At 37.3% G+C, this 17,963-nt stretch carries 14 protein-coding genes; 5 read left to right on the top strand and 9 right to left on the bottom strand.

Features of this window, described 5'->3' with window-relative positions; all coding sequences use genetic code 11:
- Both AC33VI_RS08415 and AC33VI_RS08410 read right to left on the bottom strand, forming a co-directional pair.
- Positions 1-2,214, bottom strand: coding sequence for a two-component system response regulator (locus AC33VI_RS08415; protein ID WP_491781820.1), 2,214 nt, complete (start codon positions 2,212-2,214; stop codon positions 1-3).
- Entirely contained in the window at positions 2,215-4,650 is a 2,436-nt protein-coding gene (locus AC33VI_RS08410; RefSeq protein WP_491781819.1) for an ATP-binding protein, read from the bottom strand.
- Positions 4,651-5,002: 352 nt separating this feature from the next.
- Here AC33VI_RS08410 and AC33VI_RS08405 point away from each other — a divergent pair, with 352 nt between their 5' ends.
- Both AC33VI_RS08405 and AC33VI_RS08400 read left to right on the top strand, forming a co-directional pair.
- The gene (locus AC33VI_RS08405) at positions 5,003-5,854 is read left to right on the top strand and encodes a M48 family metallopeptidase (protein WP_491781818.1); all 852 of its coding nucleotides are present in this window, start codon (positions 5,003-5,005) and stop codon (positions 5,852-5,854) included.
- A gap of 24 nt (positions 5,855-5,878) precedes the next feature.
- The gene (locus AC33VI_RS08400; RefSeq protein WP_491781817.1) at positions 5,879-6,523 is read left to right on the top strand and encodes a bifunctional 4-hydroxy-2-oxoglutarate aldolase/2-dehydro-3-deoxy-phosphogluconate aldolase; all 645 of its coding nucleotides are present in this window, start codon (positions 5,879-5,881) and stop codon (positions 6,521-6,523) included.
- A 59-nt stretch (positions 6,524-6,582) separates the two neighbouring features.
- Here the strand turns inward: AC33VI_RS08400 and psb30 are convergent, their stop codons facing one another.
- Positions 6,583-6,723 carry a photosystem II reaction center protein Ycf12/Psb30 gene (gene psb30 / locus AC33VI_RS08395; RefSeq protein ID WP_491781816.1) on the bottom strand — a complete coding sequence of 47 codons (141 nt, stop codon included), beginning with the start codon at positions 6,721-6,723 and terminating at the stop codon, positions 6,583-6,585.
- Between the two features lie 167 nt (positions 6,724-6,890).
- Positions 6,891-7,619 carry an ABC transporter ATP-binding protein gene (locus tag AC33VI_RS08390; RefSeq protein ID WP_491781815.1) on the bottom strand — a complete coding sequence of 243 codons (729 nt, stop codon included), beginning with the start codon at positions 7,617-7,619 and terminating at the stop codon, positions 6,891-6,893.
- A gap of 394 nt (positions 7,620-8,013) precedes the next feature.
- Here AC33VI_RS08390 and AC33VI_RS08385 point away from each other — a divergent pair, with 394 nt between their 5' ends.
- The gene (locus AC33VI_RS08385) at positions 8,014-8,559 is read left to right on the top strand and encodes a COP23 domain-containing protein (RefSeq protein ID WP_491781814.1); all 546 of its coding nucleotides are present in this window, start codon (positions 8,014-8,016) and stop codon (positions 8,557-8,559) included.
- A 61-nt stretch (positions 8,560-8,620) separates the two neighbouring features.
- On the opposite strand, the gene AC33VI_RS08380 is transcribed toward AC33VI_RS08385, so the two are convergent.
- Both AC33VI_RS08380 and AC33VI_RS08375 read right to left on the bottom strand, forming a co-directional pair.
- Positions 8,621-10,180 (bottom strand): protein kinase domain-containing protein, encoded by a 1,560-nt coding sequence (locus AC33VI_RS08380; protein WP_491781813.1) that lies wholly within the window; start codon positions 10,178-10,180, stop codon positions 8,621-8,623.
- 203 nt (positions 10,181-10,383) lie between these two features.
- Positions 10,384-11,808, bottom strand: a complete 1,425-nt coding sequence (locus AC33VI_RS08375; RefSeq protein WP_491781812.1) for an NADP-dependent isocitrate dehydrogenase — start codon at positions 11,806-11,808, stop codon at positions 10,384-10,386.
- Positions 11,809-12,209: 401 nt separating this feature from the next.
- Between AC33VI_RS08375 and AC33VI_RS08370 the strand changes: the two genes are divergently transcribed.
- Positions 12,210-12,920, top strand: coding sequence for a response regulator (locus AC33VI_RS08370; RefSeq protein WP_491781811.1), 711 nt, complete (start codon positions 12,210-12,212; stop codon positions 12,918-12,920).
- Positions 12,921-13,104: 184 nt separating this feature from the next.
- Positions 13,105-14,475 carry an MATE family efflux transporter gene (locus AC33VI_RS08365; protein ID WP_491781810.1) on the top strand — a complete coding sequence of 457 codons (1,371 nt, stop codon included), beginning with the start codon at positions 13,105-13,107 and terminating at the stop codon, positions 14,473-14,475.
- Between the two features lie 142 nt (positions 14,476-14,617).
- Here AC33VI_RS08365 and AC33VI_RS08360 read toward each other — a convergent pair whose 3' ends face one another.
- The 3 genes from AC33VI_RS08360 to AC33VI_RS08350 form a co-directional block, all read right to left on the bottom strand.
- Positions 14,618-14,845, bottom strand: coding sequence for a hypothetical protein (locus AC33VI_RS08360; RefSeq protein ID WP_491781809.1), 228 nt, complete (start codon positions 14,843-14,845; stop codon positions 14,618-14,620).
- A gap of 117 nt (positions 14,846-14,962) precedes the next feature.
- Complete coding sequence (locus tag AC33VI_RS08355) at positions 14,963-16,585, bottom strand: PfaD family polyunsaturated fatty acid/polyketide biosynthesis protein (RefSeq protein ID WP_491781808.1); 1,623 nt, start codon at positions 16,583-16,585, stop codon at positions 14,963-14,965.
- A 20-nt stretch (positions 16,586-16,605) separates the two neighbouring features.
- Positions 16,606-17,963 (bottom strand): beta-hydroxydecanoyl-ACP dehydratase (locus AC33VI_RS08350; protein ID WP_491781807.1); only part of this gene is annotated, 1,358 nt, incomplete at its 5' end.

Here is a 17,963-nt window from a genome sequence, read left to right as displayed (position 1 = left end):
TTATTGAGTAGCGCGATCGATTAATAATGCAGCTGATTCGCAGTCTACTGCTTCGGAAAAAAGATATCCTTGACCTAATTTGCAATTGAGAGTTTTTAAAACTTTTAGCTGTTTTAAATTTTCCACTCCTTCAGCAATTACATCGATTTTTAAAGTTCTTGCTAGAGCTACTATAGTTTTAATAATTTCAAAATTTTCTTTTTCTAGTAACATTCCTTTAGTAAAAGAGCGATCTATCTTGAGAATACTAATGGGAAAACGGTTTAAATATTGTAGAGATGAATAACCAGTCCCAAAATCATCAATATTAATTTCAATGCCTCTGTGCCTAATCTTATTAAACAAACTAATCGTTTTCGGTTCGTAGTTCATTAGAGTTCCTTCAGTAATCTCTAAATGTAGGGCTTTTCCCGACAAACCAGTCTGCTCTAAAACCCCATCTAAAACACTTAGAAATTTGGGATCTTTTATTTGCTGGGTGGCAACATTTACTCCAACTTTGAGATCTGCTGCCCCAGGATATTGAACTTGCCAAATACGTAATTGACGGCAAGCTGTCTCTAACACCCAGCGACCAATAGAATTAATTAAACCTGTTTCTTCTGCAATGGGAATAAATTTATCGGGAAGAATTAAACCTTTGGTACTATGCTGCCAACGCAATAGTGCCTCAAAACCATACAAAGTATTGTTATCTAAAGATACTATAGGCTGATAATACAAAACAAATTCATGACGTAAGATCGCTTGATGCAGGTCGTTTTCAATTTCTAATAATTCTTTAGTTTCAGCATACATTTGAAGATCGAATACTTCATGTCTGGCTTTGCCATCAGATTTAGCGCGATACATGGCAATATCGGCATCTCGCAAAATTTCCGAACTATTTTGATAGCGATCGCTGCCTAAAACTATACCAATACTGGCACTAGTAAAAACCGTATGACTCTGTAAATTAAAAGGAGTTTTTAACTCAGTTAAAATTCTTTCGGCAATAGCATGACCATCTTCGATCGATTCAATGTCAGTCAGCAAAATTGTAAATTCATCTCCTCCCAAACGAGCTACCAAATCTCCATCGCGAGAACAATTAATTAAGACATTAGCTACAGATATTAATAATTCGTCGCCAATTAGATGTCCCAGGCTATCATTAACAATTTTGAAACGGTCTAGATCGATAAATAAAACAGCAAACAAACGATCGGGATTTTTGTGACTGTATTTGAGAGTTTCCTCTACTTTCTCGATAAAAGCTGCTCGATTAGGCAAGCTAGTCAGAGAATCGTGTTTGGCTTCGTAGCTCAATTCCTGTTCGATTTTTTTACGCTCTGTGATATCGCAAATAATTCCATCTCTACGGTTAGCAATCCCTTTAGGATCGCGAACCAGACGGCTGCGCTCCCAAACCCAACGAATTTCTCCATTGGGTTGAACGATCCGATATTCTAGTTCATTTTTATAATTGAGAGAACTAGCTAAAGATAATTCCACGCGATCGCGATCTTCAGGATGAATCGACTCCAAACGCAAATCGGGATTTTGTAATAATTCTTCCACGGAACGACCGTACACTTTGGTGGCTGCGGGATTGAGAAATAATAAGTTACTAGTAGCCATTTCTGTAGACCAGACTACTTCTTCTAAGGAATTAAGAATACTTTCTAATTTTTCTTCGCTTTCTTGAAGTAATTTAGCAACCTCCTCTCGCTCTTGTATTTGATGTTTTAATTCTTGATTGGCTTGTTCTAACTGAGCCGTACGTTCTTGAATGCGTAATTCTAATTCCGTGTTTAATTTTAAAACTTCCTGTTGAGCGATTTTCAGTTGTAATTGGTTTTGAATTCTTAATAAAACTTCATCGATCTGAAAAGGTTTATCGATATAGTCTGCACCACCAACATTTAAAGCATGAATGCGATCGGTTGAATGGTTGTTGGCACTGAGAAAAATAATCGGAATATTTTTGGTCTTCTCTTCTGATTTGAGTTTTTTGCATACTTGATAACCATCTAAACCAGGCATCATCACATCCAATAAAATCAGATCTGGTATGGCAGAATTAGCAACTACCAATGCCATTTCTCCACTCACCACGCATTTCACGTCGTATCCTTGACTGCTCAAGGCATCTGACAAAAGCTGGAGATTTTCAGTTTTGTCATCCACAACCAGAATTTTAAAGTTAGTTGGCTCTAGAGGAAATACGCTCATTTAGTTAACTGATTTGGTCAAGTCAATAATTTTGTCACAACGAAAATGCTCTACTAAACTCTCTAATCCTTTAGCTAAAGACTCATATTCTTCAGGAATATCGGCTAATAGCTGTAATATTTCATGGTCATCTACTTTAGCTGCGGCATTGTAGAGTTGCGATCGCCACTCCAAAGACATTACTTGTAAACTTTCTCTGGTTAATTCTGCCGAAAATGCTGGTTGATCTGTTTCTAGATCCACCATCTCTTCATAAAGGTAATCAATATTTAGATATTGACCTATTTTTTCTAAAAGTTCGGTTTCATAAAATGGCTTACGCATAAAATCATCGCAGCCAGCAGATAAGATGATTACTCTTTCTTCTTCAAAAGCACTAGCTGTTAGGGCAATAATTATTGTTTCTTTTCCTTGGGGCAAAGATTTAATTTTTTTAGTTGCCTCATAACCGTCAACTACTGGCATTCTCATATCCATTAAAATTAGATTTGGATTCCAGGTAGAAAAAAGATCGATAGCTTGTTGACCGTCTCCTGCTTCCTTCACCAGAAATCCGATCTCAGTCAACATTTTTTTGAGTAAAAGCCGACTGGCTGGAACATCATCTACTGCTAAGATTTTATATTCTGGTTGGTTGGTCGCTATTCCTAAAATCTTACGAGTTTTATCAACTGGTTGACCTGCAAAAACTGGAGCGACATTGACATCTTCAACTTTAATTAAAATTTCAAAAAAGAAAACACTTCCCTTGCCAACAATACTTTCAACGGATAGTTTTCCTCCCATCAACTCCACAAATTTTTGACAAATTGATAGACCCAAACCAGTCCCTTCGTTAGAAACCCGACCGACTTTAGTTTGTTCAAAAGGAGAAAATAGCTGTTCCATCTCTTCTTCAGGAATACCTGGTCCTGTATCTTTCACGGCAAAGTAAAGACCATAAGTATCGGAAAAGAGAAAGTCTATATTGTTTTTTTCTAAGGGTATATTCTCTTTTAGTTTGGCTATTAAACAAATTTCTCCTCGTTCGGTAAATTTTAAAGCATTACCTAATAAATTGATCAAAATTTGTCTGAGCTTACCTTCATCAGTATAAATATATCGAGGAATATTTTGAGCGATATCAAAAGTCAAATTAATTTGTTTGGCTTCTACTTTTAAACGCAGCATATCTTCAATGCTTTTGAGCATCAAAAATAGATCGAATTTAGTTTCATTTAAAGTTATTTGACCTACTTCAATTTTAGACATTTCTAAAATGTCATTGATTAATTTTAATAAATGCTCCCCACTACGATTAATAATTTGTACATTTTCATAATGCTCTGGACTTATAGATGAAACGCGACACATTAGTTGAGTAAAGCCTAAAATAGCATTGAGAGGCGTTCTTAGTTCGTGACTCATATTCGCTAAAAATCTACTTTTAGCTTTATTGGCATTTTGTGCTTCGGTTAAAGCTGCTTCTGTATTTTGAATACTTTCTTCTAATTGGGAAGTTCTTTGTTCTACTTTAGTTTCTAGCTCTTGGGTAAAGCCTTCTAAGATTTTAACTATTTTACGATTAGTTTTAATTAAATGATTGATAATTTGTTGGGCGACAATAATTATAATTAATAAAACTAACAAGCAACTTAATAATCTATAAAGATAAATTCTTCTATGGGTACGAAATACATATTCTACATAAGTATTTTCATATTCAAATAACTTATGGCTAAAATCTGACAGCTGAACTTGAGTAGCTGCTGCTTTTATTTGTTCTAAATCGGCAAGTATATTGCGAGTTTGTTCTATAGAATCTTTAACTAAAAAATCCTGCTCTGTTAAACTATCTGGTTTGTGAGTGAGAACAATTTTTTGCAATTGTTCTTCAATAATTAACATTAGTACTTTATCTTGCTGATAGCAATATAAAATGACATTATCTAATAAATCATTTAACGCAAACCTTAAATCTTGGGCAATTCGGTCTGGTTGATAATTAAGATTATTACTTAATTTAGGAATATACCTACAAGATTTAGTTAAATTAATTTTATAATTTTCGATTTGCTTAATGCGATCAATTTGCGATGTTAAAAAAACTTCTTGTATCTCTAAATTACTAGTTAATAATTCACGATCTTTTTTGGATAATGAATCGGGCAGACTCTTGAGTCTAGTAAAAGAATCATGAATATTTTTTAGTTGAATTTCAAAATCATTACCACTAAAACCCAAAGAATAAAATAACCGTAGATTTTTTTTTTGTAAATGATAAATATCTTGTTGAAGTTTCTGAATATCTTGGTGATAATTCCTAGTTTCTTCTTGCTCTATTGGTAGACTCTGCTTAACTAAAAAAAGCAGCAATAAGCTACCAATAGCACCAGCGATTGTATAAATAAATATTTTTAGAGTTTGACTGGTATTTTTTTGAGTGAATAAATTCACAATGCTTCCCTCAGCCTGTGCTTAGAATACAAGATAATTTCGTATTGTTGCTTGGTGTAGCATGGTTTTTGGATATTTAAAATAAACTTAAGTGTAATTAGAATAATAAATTTTAGATTGTATAGATTGATTTTTATCAACTTGAGATAAACCGATCTCCAAAATAACCCTTAAGTTAAAAAAATGTAAATACGAAAAAATTCTGAGACTAATTTGAGCTATTGCTAGCCTATTTTTCATTTTTTTTCATAGCAGACCATCAAGTTGCATTTTTTGAGAAAATAAATATAGGTAAAGCAACTCAGTGAAAGAATTAATCGTCTTTTACCCAATTATTGTTATTGATTGCATAATGTTTCAAAAAATTTTCAGTTTTGGTTTTCTGAGTTATCGACGTATAGTGTATGCTGCGATCGCTCTGATTGTTGCTTTGAGTCTTAATCTCAGCACCATTCAAGCAAGCTATGGTTTTTCTTGGCTGGAGTTGATGATTCAAGGAATACAGATAATTCAACTATCCAATATTTCTAGTGCCCAAGAGCTAGAGTTAGGTAAAGGAATCAATCAAGAAATAGTTGCTTCTGGTCAGGCTAAAATCTCTAATAATGCTTCGATAAATCGTTATATTAATCAAATCGGACAAAGATTGGCAAAAACTAGCGATCGTCCCGATCTTCCCTATACATTCCAGGTAGTCGATGATGATGCCATTAATGCCTTTGCTACTATGGGAGGCTATGTATATATTAATACGGGTTTGATTGTAGCAGCAGACAACGAAGCGGAATTAGCCAGTGTCATCGGACATGAAATCGGTCATATTGTGGGTCGTCATGGAATCGAACAAATGAGAAATAGAGCTTTATCTCAAGGACTCCTCTCCGCAGCAGGGTTGGATCGCAATGATGCCGTTCAAATTGGCGTAGAGTTAACCATTAGTCGTCCTAATAGTCGTGCGGATGAGTTAGAAGCAGACCGCTTTGGCTTAGAAAATATGGTTAGGGCTGGTTATGCTCCCGCAGGGATTTTGGGTTTTATGAGCAAACTTTTAGAACGAAGTGGCTCGACTCCTAGCTTTCTTAGCACTCATCCTGCAACTAGCGAGCGGATTAAAATCTTAGAGGAATTAATTAATCCACAAACTGTTAATGTAGGTAATGGTTTAGATAGTAGAGCTTATAAAAATCGGATCGGATCTTTATAGGTAGTGGGAGTAATGAATTAATTAATGGAAACGATCGCGGGAAAATGGTTAGCACTTTTAGCACGGCATAAAGCGATCGCTGTAATTCGCTGCGACAACTTAGACTGGGCTTATCATATGGCTCTATCTGCTGCTGCTGGGGGAATTAAGTTAATTGAAATTACCTGGAATAGCGATCGCCCTCAGCAGTTAATCCCTCGACTTAGGATGGAATTGCCCCACTGTATTGTTGGGGTAGGGACTATATTGCATGAAAATGAATTAATCGATGCAGTGGCAGCAGGAGCGCAATTTGCCTTTGCCCCTAATTTTAATCCCCATTTGCTAGATCTAGCTTTAGAACGATACCAGATACCTTTTGTGCCAGGAGCTTTTTCTCCTACAGAAATTGTCAATGCTTGGCAGCAAGGGGCAAAAGCCATTAAAGTATTTCCGATTAAATCTTTAGGGGGTGCAGATTATCTTAAATGCTTGCAAGCACCCTTAAAAGAAATTGCTTTAATTCCTACTGGCGGTATTACTCTGGATAACGCTACCCAGATGTTAGATGCAGGAGCGACTGCTGTTGGTATATCTAGCAGTTTATTTCTTCCAAAAGATATCGCCCTTCAGGATTGGCAGGCTATTACTAATAGAACTAAGTTCCTGCTCAAAAAACTACATCAATAATATAAATCTGCCCTTTCACATCGAGCAAAAGAGCAGGCAACAAAAATATATCAAGTTATTTAAAGATCGCCACCACGTAAAGCTAGCAAAAAGATTACTACGGGGCCAGAAATCATAATTAATGCCACAGAAAGTAGTTGAAAAACTACGGTGAAATTAATATTGCCGAAAACGCTAAAAAGATTGGTTACGAAATCCATTTTTTCTCCTAAAATTTACCAAAATCAGATCTATAAAAAGTGGCTAAATTCTATGTGCCAACATCTATGATACCTGGGAAATATCCGCTGTTTTTAAGAAACGATATAAAAATATATAAACTTTTATTACGCCACATCAATAATCTTAAATGAAGACTGCCACAAACTCAATCAGCTTTATAAGCTGCTCCGAGATATAGCTCTCCCACCTTAGGATCGTTTAGTAAATCAACTCCTCTTCCCTCAAAGCGATCTGTTCCATTTTCTAAGACATAACCTCGATCTGCCATAGCTAAGGCTTTTTTCGCATTTTGCTCTACCAAAACAATTGCCGTTCCTGTTTGGACGATTGCTTTAATTTGCTCGAATACCGAAGTAACTAAAATAGGAGAAAGAGCAGCAGAGGGTTCGTCCAAAAGTAAGAGATCTGGCTCTAGCATTAGAGCTTTTCCCATAGCTAACATTTGTCTTTCTCCTCCTGATAGAGTTCCTGCTTTTTGGCGACGACGAGAACTCAATTTGGGAAACATAGTGTAAATTTTATCTTTAAGAGATTTAAGAGAACCTTGACGAATAAAAGCTCCCATTTCTAAATTTTCATCTACAGAAAGAGAGGCAAAAACATTAACAATTTGAGGAACATAGCACATTCCCCGCTTGACTATTTTGTCCGATTTAAGCCCTGCAATATTTTGTCCTTTAAACAAGATCTGTCCTTGGTTGGGCGCAAGCAAACCAAAGATAGTTTTAGCTAAAGTTGATTTACCCGCCCCATTTGGTCCAATTACAGCCACTAATTCTCCAGGAGCAATACGAAAGTTAATTCCTTGCAATATATTCAGGTCTTTGATGTATCCCGCATAGACATTTTGGACTTCTAAAATATTTTTACTCATGGTTTTTATCAGACAAAACTTTATATCGCCCCAATTAATGATAGACTTCACAATCTATTAGGTGAAATTGACTCTTATTATATTGAGATAAATTAATTGAAGTTCGAGCTAGTTTTATGAAACTTGTGTGAAGTTTATATTTTAATCTCATAAAGATTTGCTCTGGGAAAATATTTTTTTTATACTACTAGTAGTAAATCCAAAAGCCCACAACCCTTGCTACAAAAAGGACATATGTCTTAACTTAAAGTAACTTATTTTTACCGATTGAAGTGTTTACTTAGGAAAGATCGAGTTGCATACACCTTAAGATTGGGACGTATACTTACACATATTTACTAGTATTGAGAAAACAGCCAGTGGATTTCAAAATTCAGGAGGCCTATATACAACTATGAAAACAAAAAACTTATCCGCACTTTTAATTACAGGAGCTATCTCCTTGGGGGCTGCTCCTGCAATGGCAGAATCTTCTAATGCACCGCAACTCAGCTTTGCTTGTCAAATGACTGACGGCGTGCCTACAACTGTTGCTCAAAATGAACAAGGACAAACTAAAACTGTTTTTAGTTGGAAAGAAGACGCACTAGCATATAAAACACCATCCACTCCCAAAGAATTATGCGATAAGGTGACTGCTAAGTTAGACGCTTATTCGGCTGATTACGACTTTTCTAAAGTGACTTTTGTTGGCACTCAGGAATTAGGTTTACCTGTTATCTGTGCTGCTACCGAAAGAAATGAGTGTAGCAAAGTACTATTTACTTTAACTGCCAGCAATCAGCCAGCGATCGAAGCTGATACCGTAGTTACGGCGATTCTTAGTCCTGAATTACAAGGTAAGAAAACAATCTATAACGATCGAGGAGTCCAAAGTACTTCTTACGAGGTTAATTTTTGGGACTTATTTAGATTTGCTCCCAAAGGCATCTTTAAATAAATAATGGCATTTGCTAAGTCTATACTGCGAAGAATAAATTAATGAGAGTGAAATTGTTAAATTAGTTATTTGACTGTTGCAGTTTTGCCTCTATTTTCTCAAGTAAAATTTGGCTAGGACTGTAGTCTGGTACTAAGTTTAATGATTCTTCGCAGTGAGCCTTCGCATCCTGGTATTGTTCGAGAGTGTATAAAGCCCGACATAATTGAGTCCATGCTAAATGGTAATCTGGCTTTATTTCCAATACTTTTCTAGTCGCGTCAATCGCTTCCCTCGGTCTGCCTAGTTTTAATAACACTTCTCCTTTATTCAACCAGCCATTATAATAACGATTGTCAACAGTGATGGCTTGATTATATTCTTGTAAAGCCCGTTCGTATTGTTTGAGGTCCGATCTTGCTAATCCGCGACAATTCCACGCTCCAGCAAAGTCGGGGGCGACATCGGTAGCTTGAACGCAAGAAGAGAATTTTTCCAAATGACGACCTAGTTGACCTTGAGCGTATCCTCTATTTGTCCATGCTTGAGCGAAATCTTGATTATTGGCGATCGCCAAATCGAAACTAGCGATTGCTTGCTCGAAATCTCCAGCTTTAATTAGAGCATTCCCCTCATTGTAATGATTCAAAGCCTGTAGAGATCTCCAGATTTTGGGAGCGAGAAATAATAAGATCGCGCTTAAGGGTAAAACCGCGAACAATACAAGCCTCTTCGTTCCCGAACTTTTCTTGGGTTTGGGGGGAACTGGAGGTTTAGGGGGAATAGGGGGAATGGGAGGAACGGGTTTTTGAGGACTGCGAATATCCTCTAAAACCTCGTTGGCATTTTTATACCGTTGTAAGAAATCGTTCTTGACCATTTTATCCAGAATATTAGCCAATTCCTTGCTACATTCTGGAGCGCGATCGCGCCATTTAATTTCCCCCGTATCGCGATCGCGGGGCAGTTGATCGGGATGAAACCCCGTGATAGCTTGAATAGCAGTAACACCTAAAGCATAAACGTCGCTATTAAACCTGGGATCGCCTCTTTGCTGTTCGCTTGCCATATAACCAGGAGTTCCTACTGCAACAGTCAAGACATTACCTTGCCCTTCTGTCAGGGTCATATTGGTAATTTCTTTGACCGCACCAAAATCAATTAAAAAGATCTTGCGATCGCTAGCGCGACGCATTAAGTTGGAAGGCTTAATATCTCGATGAATGACATTTTGTTGATGGACAAATGCCAAAATTTCTAAAACTTCAATCAAAAAGTCTTTTACTTGAAATTCACTCCAGCGTTTTTCTGGTGCTATTTCTTCTTGACTTAAATCTTTGCCTTCAATAAATTCTTGAACCAGATAAAATTCTCGATTTACCTCTAGGTGAGCTAGTAAGCGAGGAATCTGTGGATGACCGTTCAGTTTGTAAAGCACTTTCGCTTCGTTATCAAACAATCTCCTGGCAGTATTCAAGTAAAACTCTTCATTAGATTGAGGTTGTAGTTTTTTGACGATACAACGAGGGTGTTCGGGGTTTTTGGGGAGATGAGTATCCTCTGCTTTATAAGTTTCACAAAAGCCTGTGGTTCTTATGATTTCGAGAACTCGGTAGCGTCCTCCTATTAGCTCATCAGACATAAGATTCGAGAATTGAATAAAATAAACGGAGCAAAGAAATAATCAATTACCAATTAGTCAAGAAATAATTGGTAACCGATATACAAGACTATATCAAAGGATTTTCCAGAAAACATCCCCTAAATTGTTCTGTAGACTTAAAACACAAAAACTTTGTAATTAATACAAAAACATTTTAGCTACTAGATTGGTTTGGGCGATCGCTAGGCAAAATTATTAATAATTGCTGCGGCAAACTCCGAACACTTTAAAGGAGGTTTTACAGGAGGATTCATCAACCGAGCGAGGTCGTAGGTGACTTCGCGGTTGGCGATCGCCTTAGCCAATCCAACTCGAATTAAATCCGCAGCTTCTTGCCAACCCATAAACTCTAACATCATCACTCCAGAAAGAATTACCGAACCAGGATTGATTCGATCCAAGCCAGCGTGTTTGGGCGCAGTGCCATGAGTTGCCTCAAAAATAGCACAATTATCGCCAATGTTTGCCCCAGGACTCATACCCAAACCGCCAACAATAGCAGCAGCAGCATCGGAGAGATAGTCTCCATTTAAGTTCATGGTAGCCAAAATTGAATATTCATCGGGACGGGTTTGGATCTGTTGAAAAATACTATCGGCAATGCGATCGTTGATCATTATTTTATTTTGCCATTTTCCGTTGCCGTGACTCTCCCAGATCTTATCCAAAACAGTTTGCACTTCTTGACAGATTTTCTGCTGTTTTTCAGGAGTTAGAGAATCATAACCAGGATCTATTTTACGAGCATTATCTTCAATGGTTAATGTCGAATCTGCTTCTTGATTACTCAAAATCCAAGACTCTCGCTCGGTAACGCATTCGTCGCGAAATTCTGTAGTAGCCAATTCGTACCCCCAATCGCGAAAAGCCCCCTCGGTATATTTCATAATGTTGCCCTTATGCACCAAAGTAACTTGCTGTTTGGCTGGAGGAAGTTTGAGAGCTTGTTCGATCGCTTTTTTGACCAGACGTTGCGAACCAGTTTTACTAATGGGTTTAATACCAATTCCTGCATCTAAAGGAATTTGCTTGTTACCATGTTCGGGGGTGTTAGGGATTGCGTCTTGATTGAGAAAATCGATTAATTTTCTGCCTATTTCGTCTCCCTGTTTCCACTCAATTCCTAAATAAATATCTTCTGTATTCTCGCGGTAGACAATTACATCTAGTTTTTCAGGATATTTGTGGGGAGATGGCGTGCCTTGATAATAGCGACAGGGACGGACGCAAGCGTACAATTGAAATATTTGACGTAAAGCTACATTCAGCGAGCGAATTCCGCCCCCTACAGGAGTTGTTAGAGGGCCTTTAATTGCCACTCCATATTCTTTAATGGCATTGAGGGTATCTTGGGGCAAATATTGGTAAGTACCATATTTATCGCAAGCTTCGTCTCCTGCATATACTTTGAACCAATTTATTTTGCGCTGTCCTCCATAGGCAGTTTCTACAGCAGCATTAATTACTTTTTCGGTAGCGGGCCAAATATCGACTCCAGTACCATCTCCACGAATAAAAGGAATAATGGGATCGTCAGGAACAATAGGTTTTCCGTTTTGAAAATCGATCTTAGAACCGATACTGGGTGGTGTTAATTTCTCGTACATAAAATTTGGTTGGGAAAAAAATAAATATAGCTACAGTACAAGTGACTTATTTAATCGCTAAATAACCGACTTGGCTATCTTTTGCTCATCGCTCGTAGCGGGATATCGCTCGTCAATTTCTTGCTCCGATAGACTTATCAGTAACTTACCGCAATTTATAGGTAGAGTTCTGTCATTTTAGGGAATTTTATAGCTTCTAAGTGTTTATGGTCTGAAGAACCCACAAAAACATCCTAAATTGAGTGATATGTTTTAAACTACAAAAGTCTTGGAAATTAACAGCAATTAAGATTTAAGCTATCGGGAAAAATACTAAAAAACATCTTTGATAGAAGTATAGTATTCAATGTTACTGTTGCTTTGTGACTATTGCTTTCGATCGCACGAGAAGGAAAAATAAGATGAAGAAGATATTGATAGTAGACGACGATCCTCTATTACGTAAAGTTTTACAAAATTCTTTAGAGCAGAAAGGATATCAGGTAGTTGCAGTAGACTCGGGCAAATCTGCTTTGATTCAGTTTAATCAAGATGTACCAGATATTATTGTGTCTGATGTTTCTATGCCTGAAATGAATGGCTTTGAATTCTGCCGTCAATTAAGATCGCAACCTTCTGGTAAATTAATTCCGTTTATTTTTTTATCTGCCAAAAACGATCTTGACGATCGCATTCAAGGACATACCATAGGTGCTGATAGCTATCTATCCAAACCTTTTGAAATGAAAGAGTTATTGGCAAATATAGAAGCCTTAATCGAACGCTCGCGCCGAGTTCATTCCGAAATCGTTCATTTAATCGAGCAATTAGTTAGTTCCCAATCGGCAAATGTTTTAGCAGATATAGATCGCAACTCTCATTCTCCAACAAGATCCGCACCCCCAAACGAATCCCAAAAATCCCCTCCTAAACCTTTGCCCCTCACTCCAGCGGAAGAAAGAGTATTTTGGGAAACCATTCAGGGATTTACTAACAAGCAAATTAGCGAGCGATTATTTATTAGTCCTCGTACGGTACAAACTCATTTGAGCAATATTTTAAATAAACTCAATTTAAACAATCGAACTCAGCTAGTACGTTTTGCCTACGAACAGGGTTATGAAAAAGTTTGATTTTAGGTGGGAAAATTTACTTTAAGAACATACAAATACCGAATATAACTTAAATAGCGATCGCCAAGACTTAACAATAACCATTAACAGCAAGATTTTGATATTCGAGCAAAGTTTTGAGAGATTGAGCTAAGGCTAGTTGCTGTCATGATGTGCCTAAACCAATCAAGAAAAAGATTAAAAAATGACTTTAACTATTGCTAGTTCTCCCGTGGTTCGGGAAGCCAAAAAATTCTTACAATTAGCTATTCCTCTAGTTAGCGCGCAGTTAGCTCAATCTCTCACGGGTTTCTTTGACACGATTATGATGGGAAGGTTGGGTGCAGAAACCCTGGCTGCTGGGGGATTGGCTTCTTGGACGTTTATCGCCATCCTCAATACTGTTGCAGGGATAGTTATGGGAATTAGCCCGCTAATTGCTGAAGCTTATGGTGCGGGGAAAAAAAGCAGAATCGAACGGTTAACCCGTCAGGGATTTTGGTTGGTGTTGCTCTTATCTATACCGATGACGATCGCGATCGCTAATTTAGATTCGATGATGTTGTATTGGGGACAAGCCGAAACTACTGTTACTCTGGCTAGTAGTTATTTAGATATTATTCTCTGGGGCTTTTTTCCTGCTTTGGGTTTTGCTATGTTGCGGGGGGTAGTATCGGGTTTATCTTTAGGTCGTCCGATCATGGTAATTGTTGCCTTTGGCACGGTATTTAATATTCTCGGTAACTATATTTTGGGCTTTGGTAAGTTCGGCTTTCCTCGTCTGGAGTTGGCTGGTTTGGCGATCGCTAGTGCTTTATCTTTGTGGGTAATGTTTATTGCTTTAATTATTTATATTCTCAAACACGATCGACTGGGTAAATATAAGTTTTTCCAGCAACTACACCAACTAAAACCTAATGTCATAGTGGAATTGCTTAAAACAGGTGTTCCGATTGGTATTTTTATGGCTTTGGAATTGGGATTATTTACCGTCGTTACTTATCTCATGGGAGTTTTGGGTACAGAAAATTTAGCCGCCCACCAAGTAGTATTCCAAACCATGATGGTCACCTTTATGATTCCCTTTGGAATGTCTTTCGCCACTACCACTAGAGTCGGACAATGGCTGGGGCGCAAAGATAGAGGCGGAATTAAACGGGCGGGATATATCAGTATTGCGATCGGTTTTGTGGTGATGTTTTTACTGGCGATCGCCATGTTCTTTTTTCCTCAAGGGATCGTCGGTATCTATCTCAATTTAGACGATCCTGCTAATACTGCAATTATCAATCTTGCTATTCCCATGCTGAGAATTGCTACCCTGTCGCAAATATTAGATGCAGTGCAAAAAATTAGCTATGGTGCATTACAAGGAATTCAAGATACTCGCATTCCTGTATTGCTTAACCTGTTGGCTTTTTGGGGGGTAGGTTTGACGGTGGGTTATTTCCTCGGTTTCAATTTAGATTTGGGTGGTGTGGGCTTGTGGTTGGGACAATCTATTGGTGTGGCTATAGCTGCTATCTTGTTTGTTTGGCGGTTTTGCGATCGCTCAATAAAGCTAAAAAATCTTTAACTATTAAAGATCGATACTAAACTAAGAAATATTACCAAAGCGATCGCTTTAGAGAAAAATCAGACCTTTATTCACCAACGCCTACTTTGTTATTAACTAAAAATATTTTTTTATCAAAAAGTTTGAATATTCAACTACACTTTCAATAGTAGAAAAATTCAAAATTTCTCCTACTATGTAATTTATCTTGTAGATATATTTCGCTTCTCTGGGTTAATTCTGTAAGGGAACGATCGCAATATTTACGATAAAACAAGCGATTAAACTTTTGACGACTGCTCGAATCCAGGAAAATATAGTAGGGTATTTCTGAAGCAATTTTTGCCCACAACAACCAGCGTTTTAATGGTGAAATATAAGGAGCAGTCAAATTCTAATAGTGGGCGATCGCATTGCTCTTAAACAAAGTGCCATCAAAATCGAAAAAAGCAGCAGTCTTAGGCATTTCTTTACTTTTATTAAAATAAACAATTTACTCATTACTTAACTACGGTTGATAATTCCAATACTCCCCAGGCATTGATATACCTTGTAGTTTGAGATTTTGCATTCGATATAAATAAGCAGCACCAATCATTAAATGCTCGGCTATATCTATTACTCGACGATTGCTGGGTTCGGCTAAATAAGAACCTCGTACCCAGTCATTAAACGCACCCATCGCTGCACCACACCAAATTTGATAGTCAATTTCTCTTCCAGGTTCGCCAATATTCGACCAACGGGAAGATAATCCTAAATAAGAGCGAAAAACTAACGCCATTTTGGATTTTGAATCTTTTGTAGCTCTTTCTATTTGTTTGGGGTTGCGTTGCTCGAAATATCTAATTGTATCTTGCCACACTTCTTCCAAGCTTTTACGAAATATTTGTCGTTCTAATTTAGTTTTTTCTGGCAGTGGGATTTCTTCAAGGGAATTGTAGCTACGATAGTATTCATAGAGTTTTTGCGATCGCATCCCGAACATTGTGCCTCGTTTGAGTACCTGTAGCTTGACTCCCATTTCAAACATATCCGCAGCAGGTGCCATCATCACATCTGCCATTTCTGCTTGTGCCAGAAGCTGTTTGGTGTGCTGGGAAGCACCAGCCTCAACGCAGGATTGATTGATCGAACCCGTTACTATATATGCCGCACCCATCATAAATGCTCCCAATGTCGATTGGGGCGTGCCAATTCCCCCCGCTGCACCGACTCTAATGGGGGTTTGATAGTTGTATTTGGCTTGTATTTCGTCTCGCAGGGCGATGATTGACGGTAGCAGAGATACCAACGGGCGATTATCGGTATGTCCTCCAGAATCGGCTTCTACGGTAATATCATCAGCCATTGGTACTTTTTTGGCTAATTTTGCCTGTTGTTCGGTAATTAATCCTTGGGATAGTAATTGCTGAAGTATTTTGTCGGGTGCGGGTTGCATGAATTGGGTAGCAACTTCTCGACGAGAAATTTTGGCAATTACTTTATTTTTAATTTGAATTTCGCTTTGATTATTTAAGCTCAAACCCGCCACGCGATAGTAAACAATATTGGGAGTTAAAGTTAGAAATGCCGAAGCTTCTACGGTAGTTATTCCATACTTGAGATATAAATCTACTGTCTTTTGTTCGATCGCAAGTTCGCTAGGACTATGGATTAAATTAAAGCAATAAGGCTTATCAAATAAAGCAGCTTGAATCTTATTAATTGCTGCTTCGATTCTGTTAGGTATTAAGCCTCCCGCACCAAAAGAACTTAAGATGTTTTCTTTGCCTAAAGCAATTACTAATTCTTCCGAAGCAATCCCATTTGCCATCGCCCCAGTCATATAGGCGTATTTAACATTATGGAAATCTAAAAAACTCGAATCTCCTAACTGTTGGGGAAGCAAGGGAGCAATAGCAGTTAAAGTTTTAAAATCGCGATCGCTACTATTATTACTATTACCTAAATAACCTTCATTGGTAACGCCAATGCGATCGCTTTTCTCTAGAAAATAACAAGGTCTATCTAAATTTAATAGTTTAGATTTTATCTCTTTGCTATTAAAAGTAATTAGATCTTCAGAACCAATCCAAATAGGATCTTGACTGCGCTTTCCTAAAAATTTAATTTGATTATTATTAGTCATTAGTCATTAGTTATTAGTTATTAGTTATTAGTCAAACAAATTGCTATATTTTTAACTTCATAAATTCTCATCTTTGGTTTCCATAAACTGGCATCGCCGATAATAATTATTTTGTCCGATTGAATATCGATTTTAGAAAGATGAACTTCTAAATATATTTCTGGATATTGGGGAGGAATTTGTCCTCGATATTTCCAGATAATTTTATGGTTTAGAAGTTGAATAAAACGAGGATTTTTTAGATGTTTTCCTAAATCTGAATGTAAGGCGTAAACTTGCATTGCTTGAAGCATTGCTTCTACCCCTAAAGAACCAGGCATGACGGGATCTTCATGAAAATGGCATTTGAAATACCAGTCAGTAGGATCGATTTGTTTTTGGGCGTAAATATAACCTTGTTGGTATTTTCCTCCCTTCTCGATTATTTTTACCTCGTCGAGTAAATCTAATTGATGTTGTGCCAAACGATAGTAAGGTTTATGGGGATGGATTTGGTAATATTTATTTCGGCTCGATTGACTGGATAAATTAATATCAGCTTCAGGGAGATTTAAAGTATTTTCTCGTTCGTACCAAGGGGGGATATTTTCACCTCGATCTAAACCTACTTGATTGGCTAAAGCTTCGGGACTAAAATGACCGAAAGATGCCGAACCTTGATAGAATATTTCTCTTTCACAACTAACTTCAAATTTAAAACTCTGTAAAATCATTCCTTGGATATTGGAATTGGAAAGTAAGGTGGATTTATTAGTAATAGTTTTGCCACGAAGATCGATCGCTTTTAAAATTGTGCCATCTCCATCGAGATTGCGGAAATATAAACTGCGATCTGGGTAAAGTAAAGTTGTTCCTAAATAAGCGGAAAGAAAACCACAAGGTTGAAGGGCTATTTCCATTAAAATTGAGTAGGGAATTGTTGACGATGAGTTTTGACGGCAAAACCAAGGATTACTCGGAAGATCGTATTCGGTAATAATAGTAGAGCCTTCAGTGAATTGATGTCGTTTACCTTGTACTTCTAAAACTCGACTGACTAAATTAAGATGACTGTTGGGCATTCGCGATGCTTTGATCTTGCCTTCTTCATAGATTGCAAAGTCTTGACCAAAGCATTTTACAATCGAACCAGTACAGAATTCTTGTATTTGTTTTGCTGTTAATAAAGCTGGTTTTTTTAGTATATTTTTGGAAGATTGCGATCGCTTTTCTTGAAGTGATATTTTATAATCTTCTGGATTCTTTTCGACTAGTTGTAAGCCTAAATCTTGGAAATGAACGACAGTTTTTTCTTGTAAAATAATATCTACATTACAGATAGCATAGGGATGGGGAACTAAACCAATTTCTTTGACTTCCAAACGATAGATTAATTTAG

It is taken from the genome of Waterburya sp., from assembly GCF_058530065.1.
The sequence above is the reverse complement of the archived record's forward strand: the minus strand, read 5'-3'. Positions and strand labels throughout refer to the sequence as shown.

What these genes read in the sequence shown, in the direction of transcription:
- AC33VI_RS08415 (WP_491781820.1), bottom strand. Translation starts at nt 2,214, where the DNA reads ATGAGCGTATTTCCTCTAGAGCCAACTAACTTTAAAATTCTGGTTGTG.
- AC33VI_RS08405 (WP_491781818.1), top strand. Translation starts at nt 5,003, where the DNA reads ATGTTTCAAAAAATTTTCAGTTTTGGTTTTCTGAGTTATCGACGTATA.
- AC33VI_RS08400 (WP_491781817.1), top strand. Translation starts at nt 5,879, where the DNA reads ATGGAAACGATCGCGGGAAAATGGTTAGCACTTTTAGCACGGCATAAA.
- psb30 (WP_491781816.1), bottom strand. Translation starts at nt 6,723, where the DNA reads ATGGATTTCGTAACCAATCTTTTTAGCGTTTTCGGCAATATTAATTTC.
- AC33VI_RS08390 (WP_491781815.1), bottom strand. Translation starts at nt 7,619, where the DNA reads ATGAGTAAAAATATTTTAGAAGTCCAAAATGTCTATGCGGGATACATC.
- AC33VI_RS08385 (WP_491781814.1), top strand. Translation starts at nt 8,014, where the DNA reads ATGAAAACAAAAAACTTATCCGCACTTTTAATTACAGGAGCTATCTCC.
- AC33VI_RS08380 (WP_491781813.1), bottom strand. Translation starts at nt 10,180, where the DNA reads ATGTCTGATGAGCTAATAGGAGGACGCTACCGAGTTCTCGAAATCATA.
- AC33VI_RS08375 (WP_491781812.1), bottom strand. Translation starts at nt 11,808, where the DNA reads ATGTACGAGAAATTAACACCACCCAGTATCGGTTCTAAGATCGATTTT.
- AC33VI_RS08370 (WP_491781811.1), top strand. Translation starts at nt 12,210, where the DNA reads ATGAAGAAGATATTGATAGTAGACGACGATCCTCTATTACGTAAAGTT.
- AC33VI_RS08365 (WP_491781810.1), top strand. Translation starts at nt 13,105, where the DNA reads ATGACTTTAACTATTGCTAGTTCTCCCGTGGTTCGGGAAGCCAAAAAA.
- AC33VI_RS08355 (WP_491781808.1), bottom strand. Translation starts at nt 16,585, where the DNA reads ATGACTAATAATAATCAAATTAAATTTTTAGGAAAGCGCAGTCAAGAT.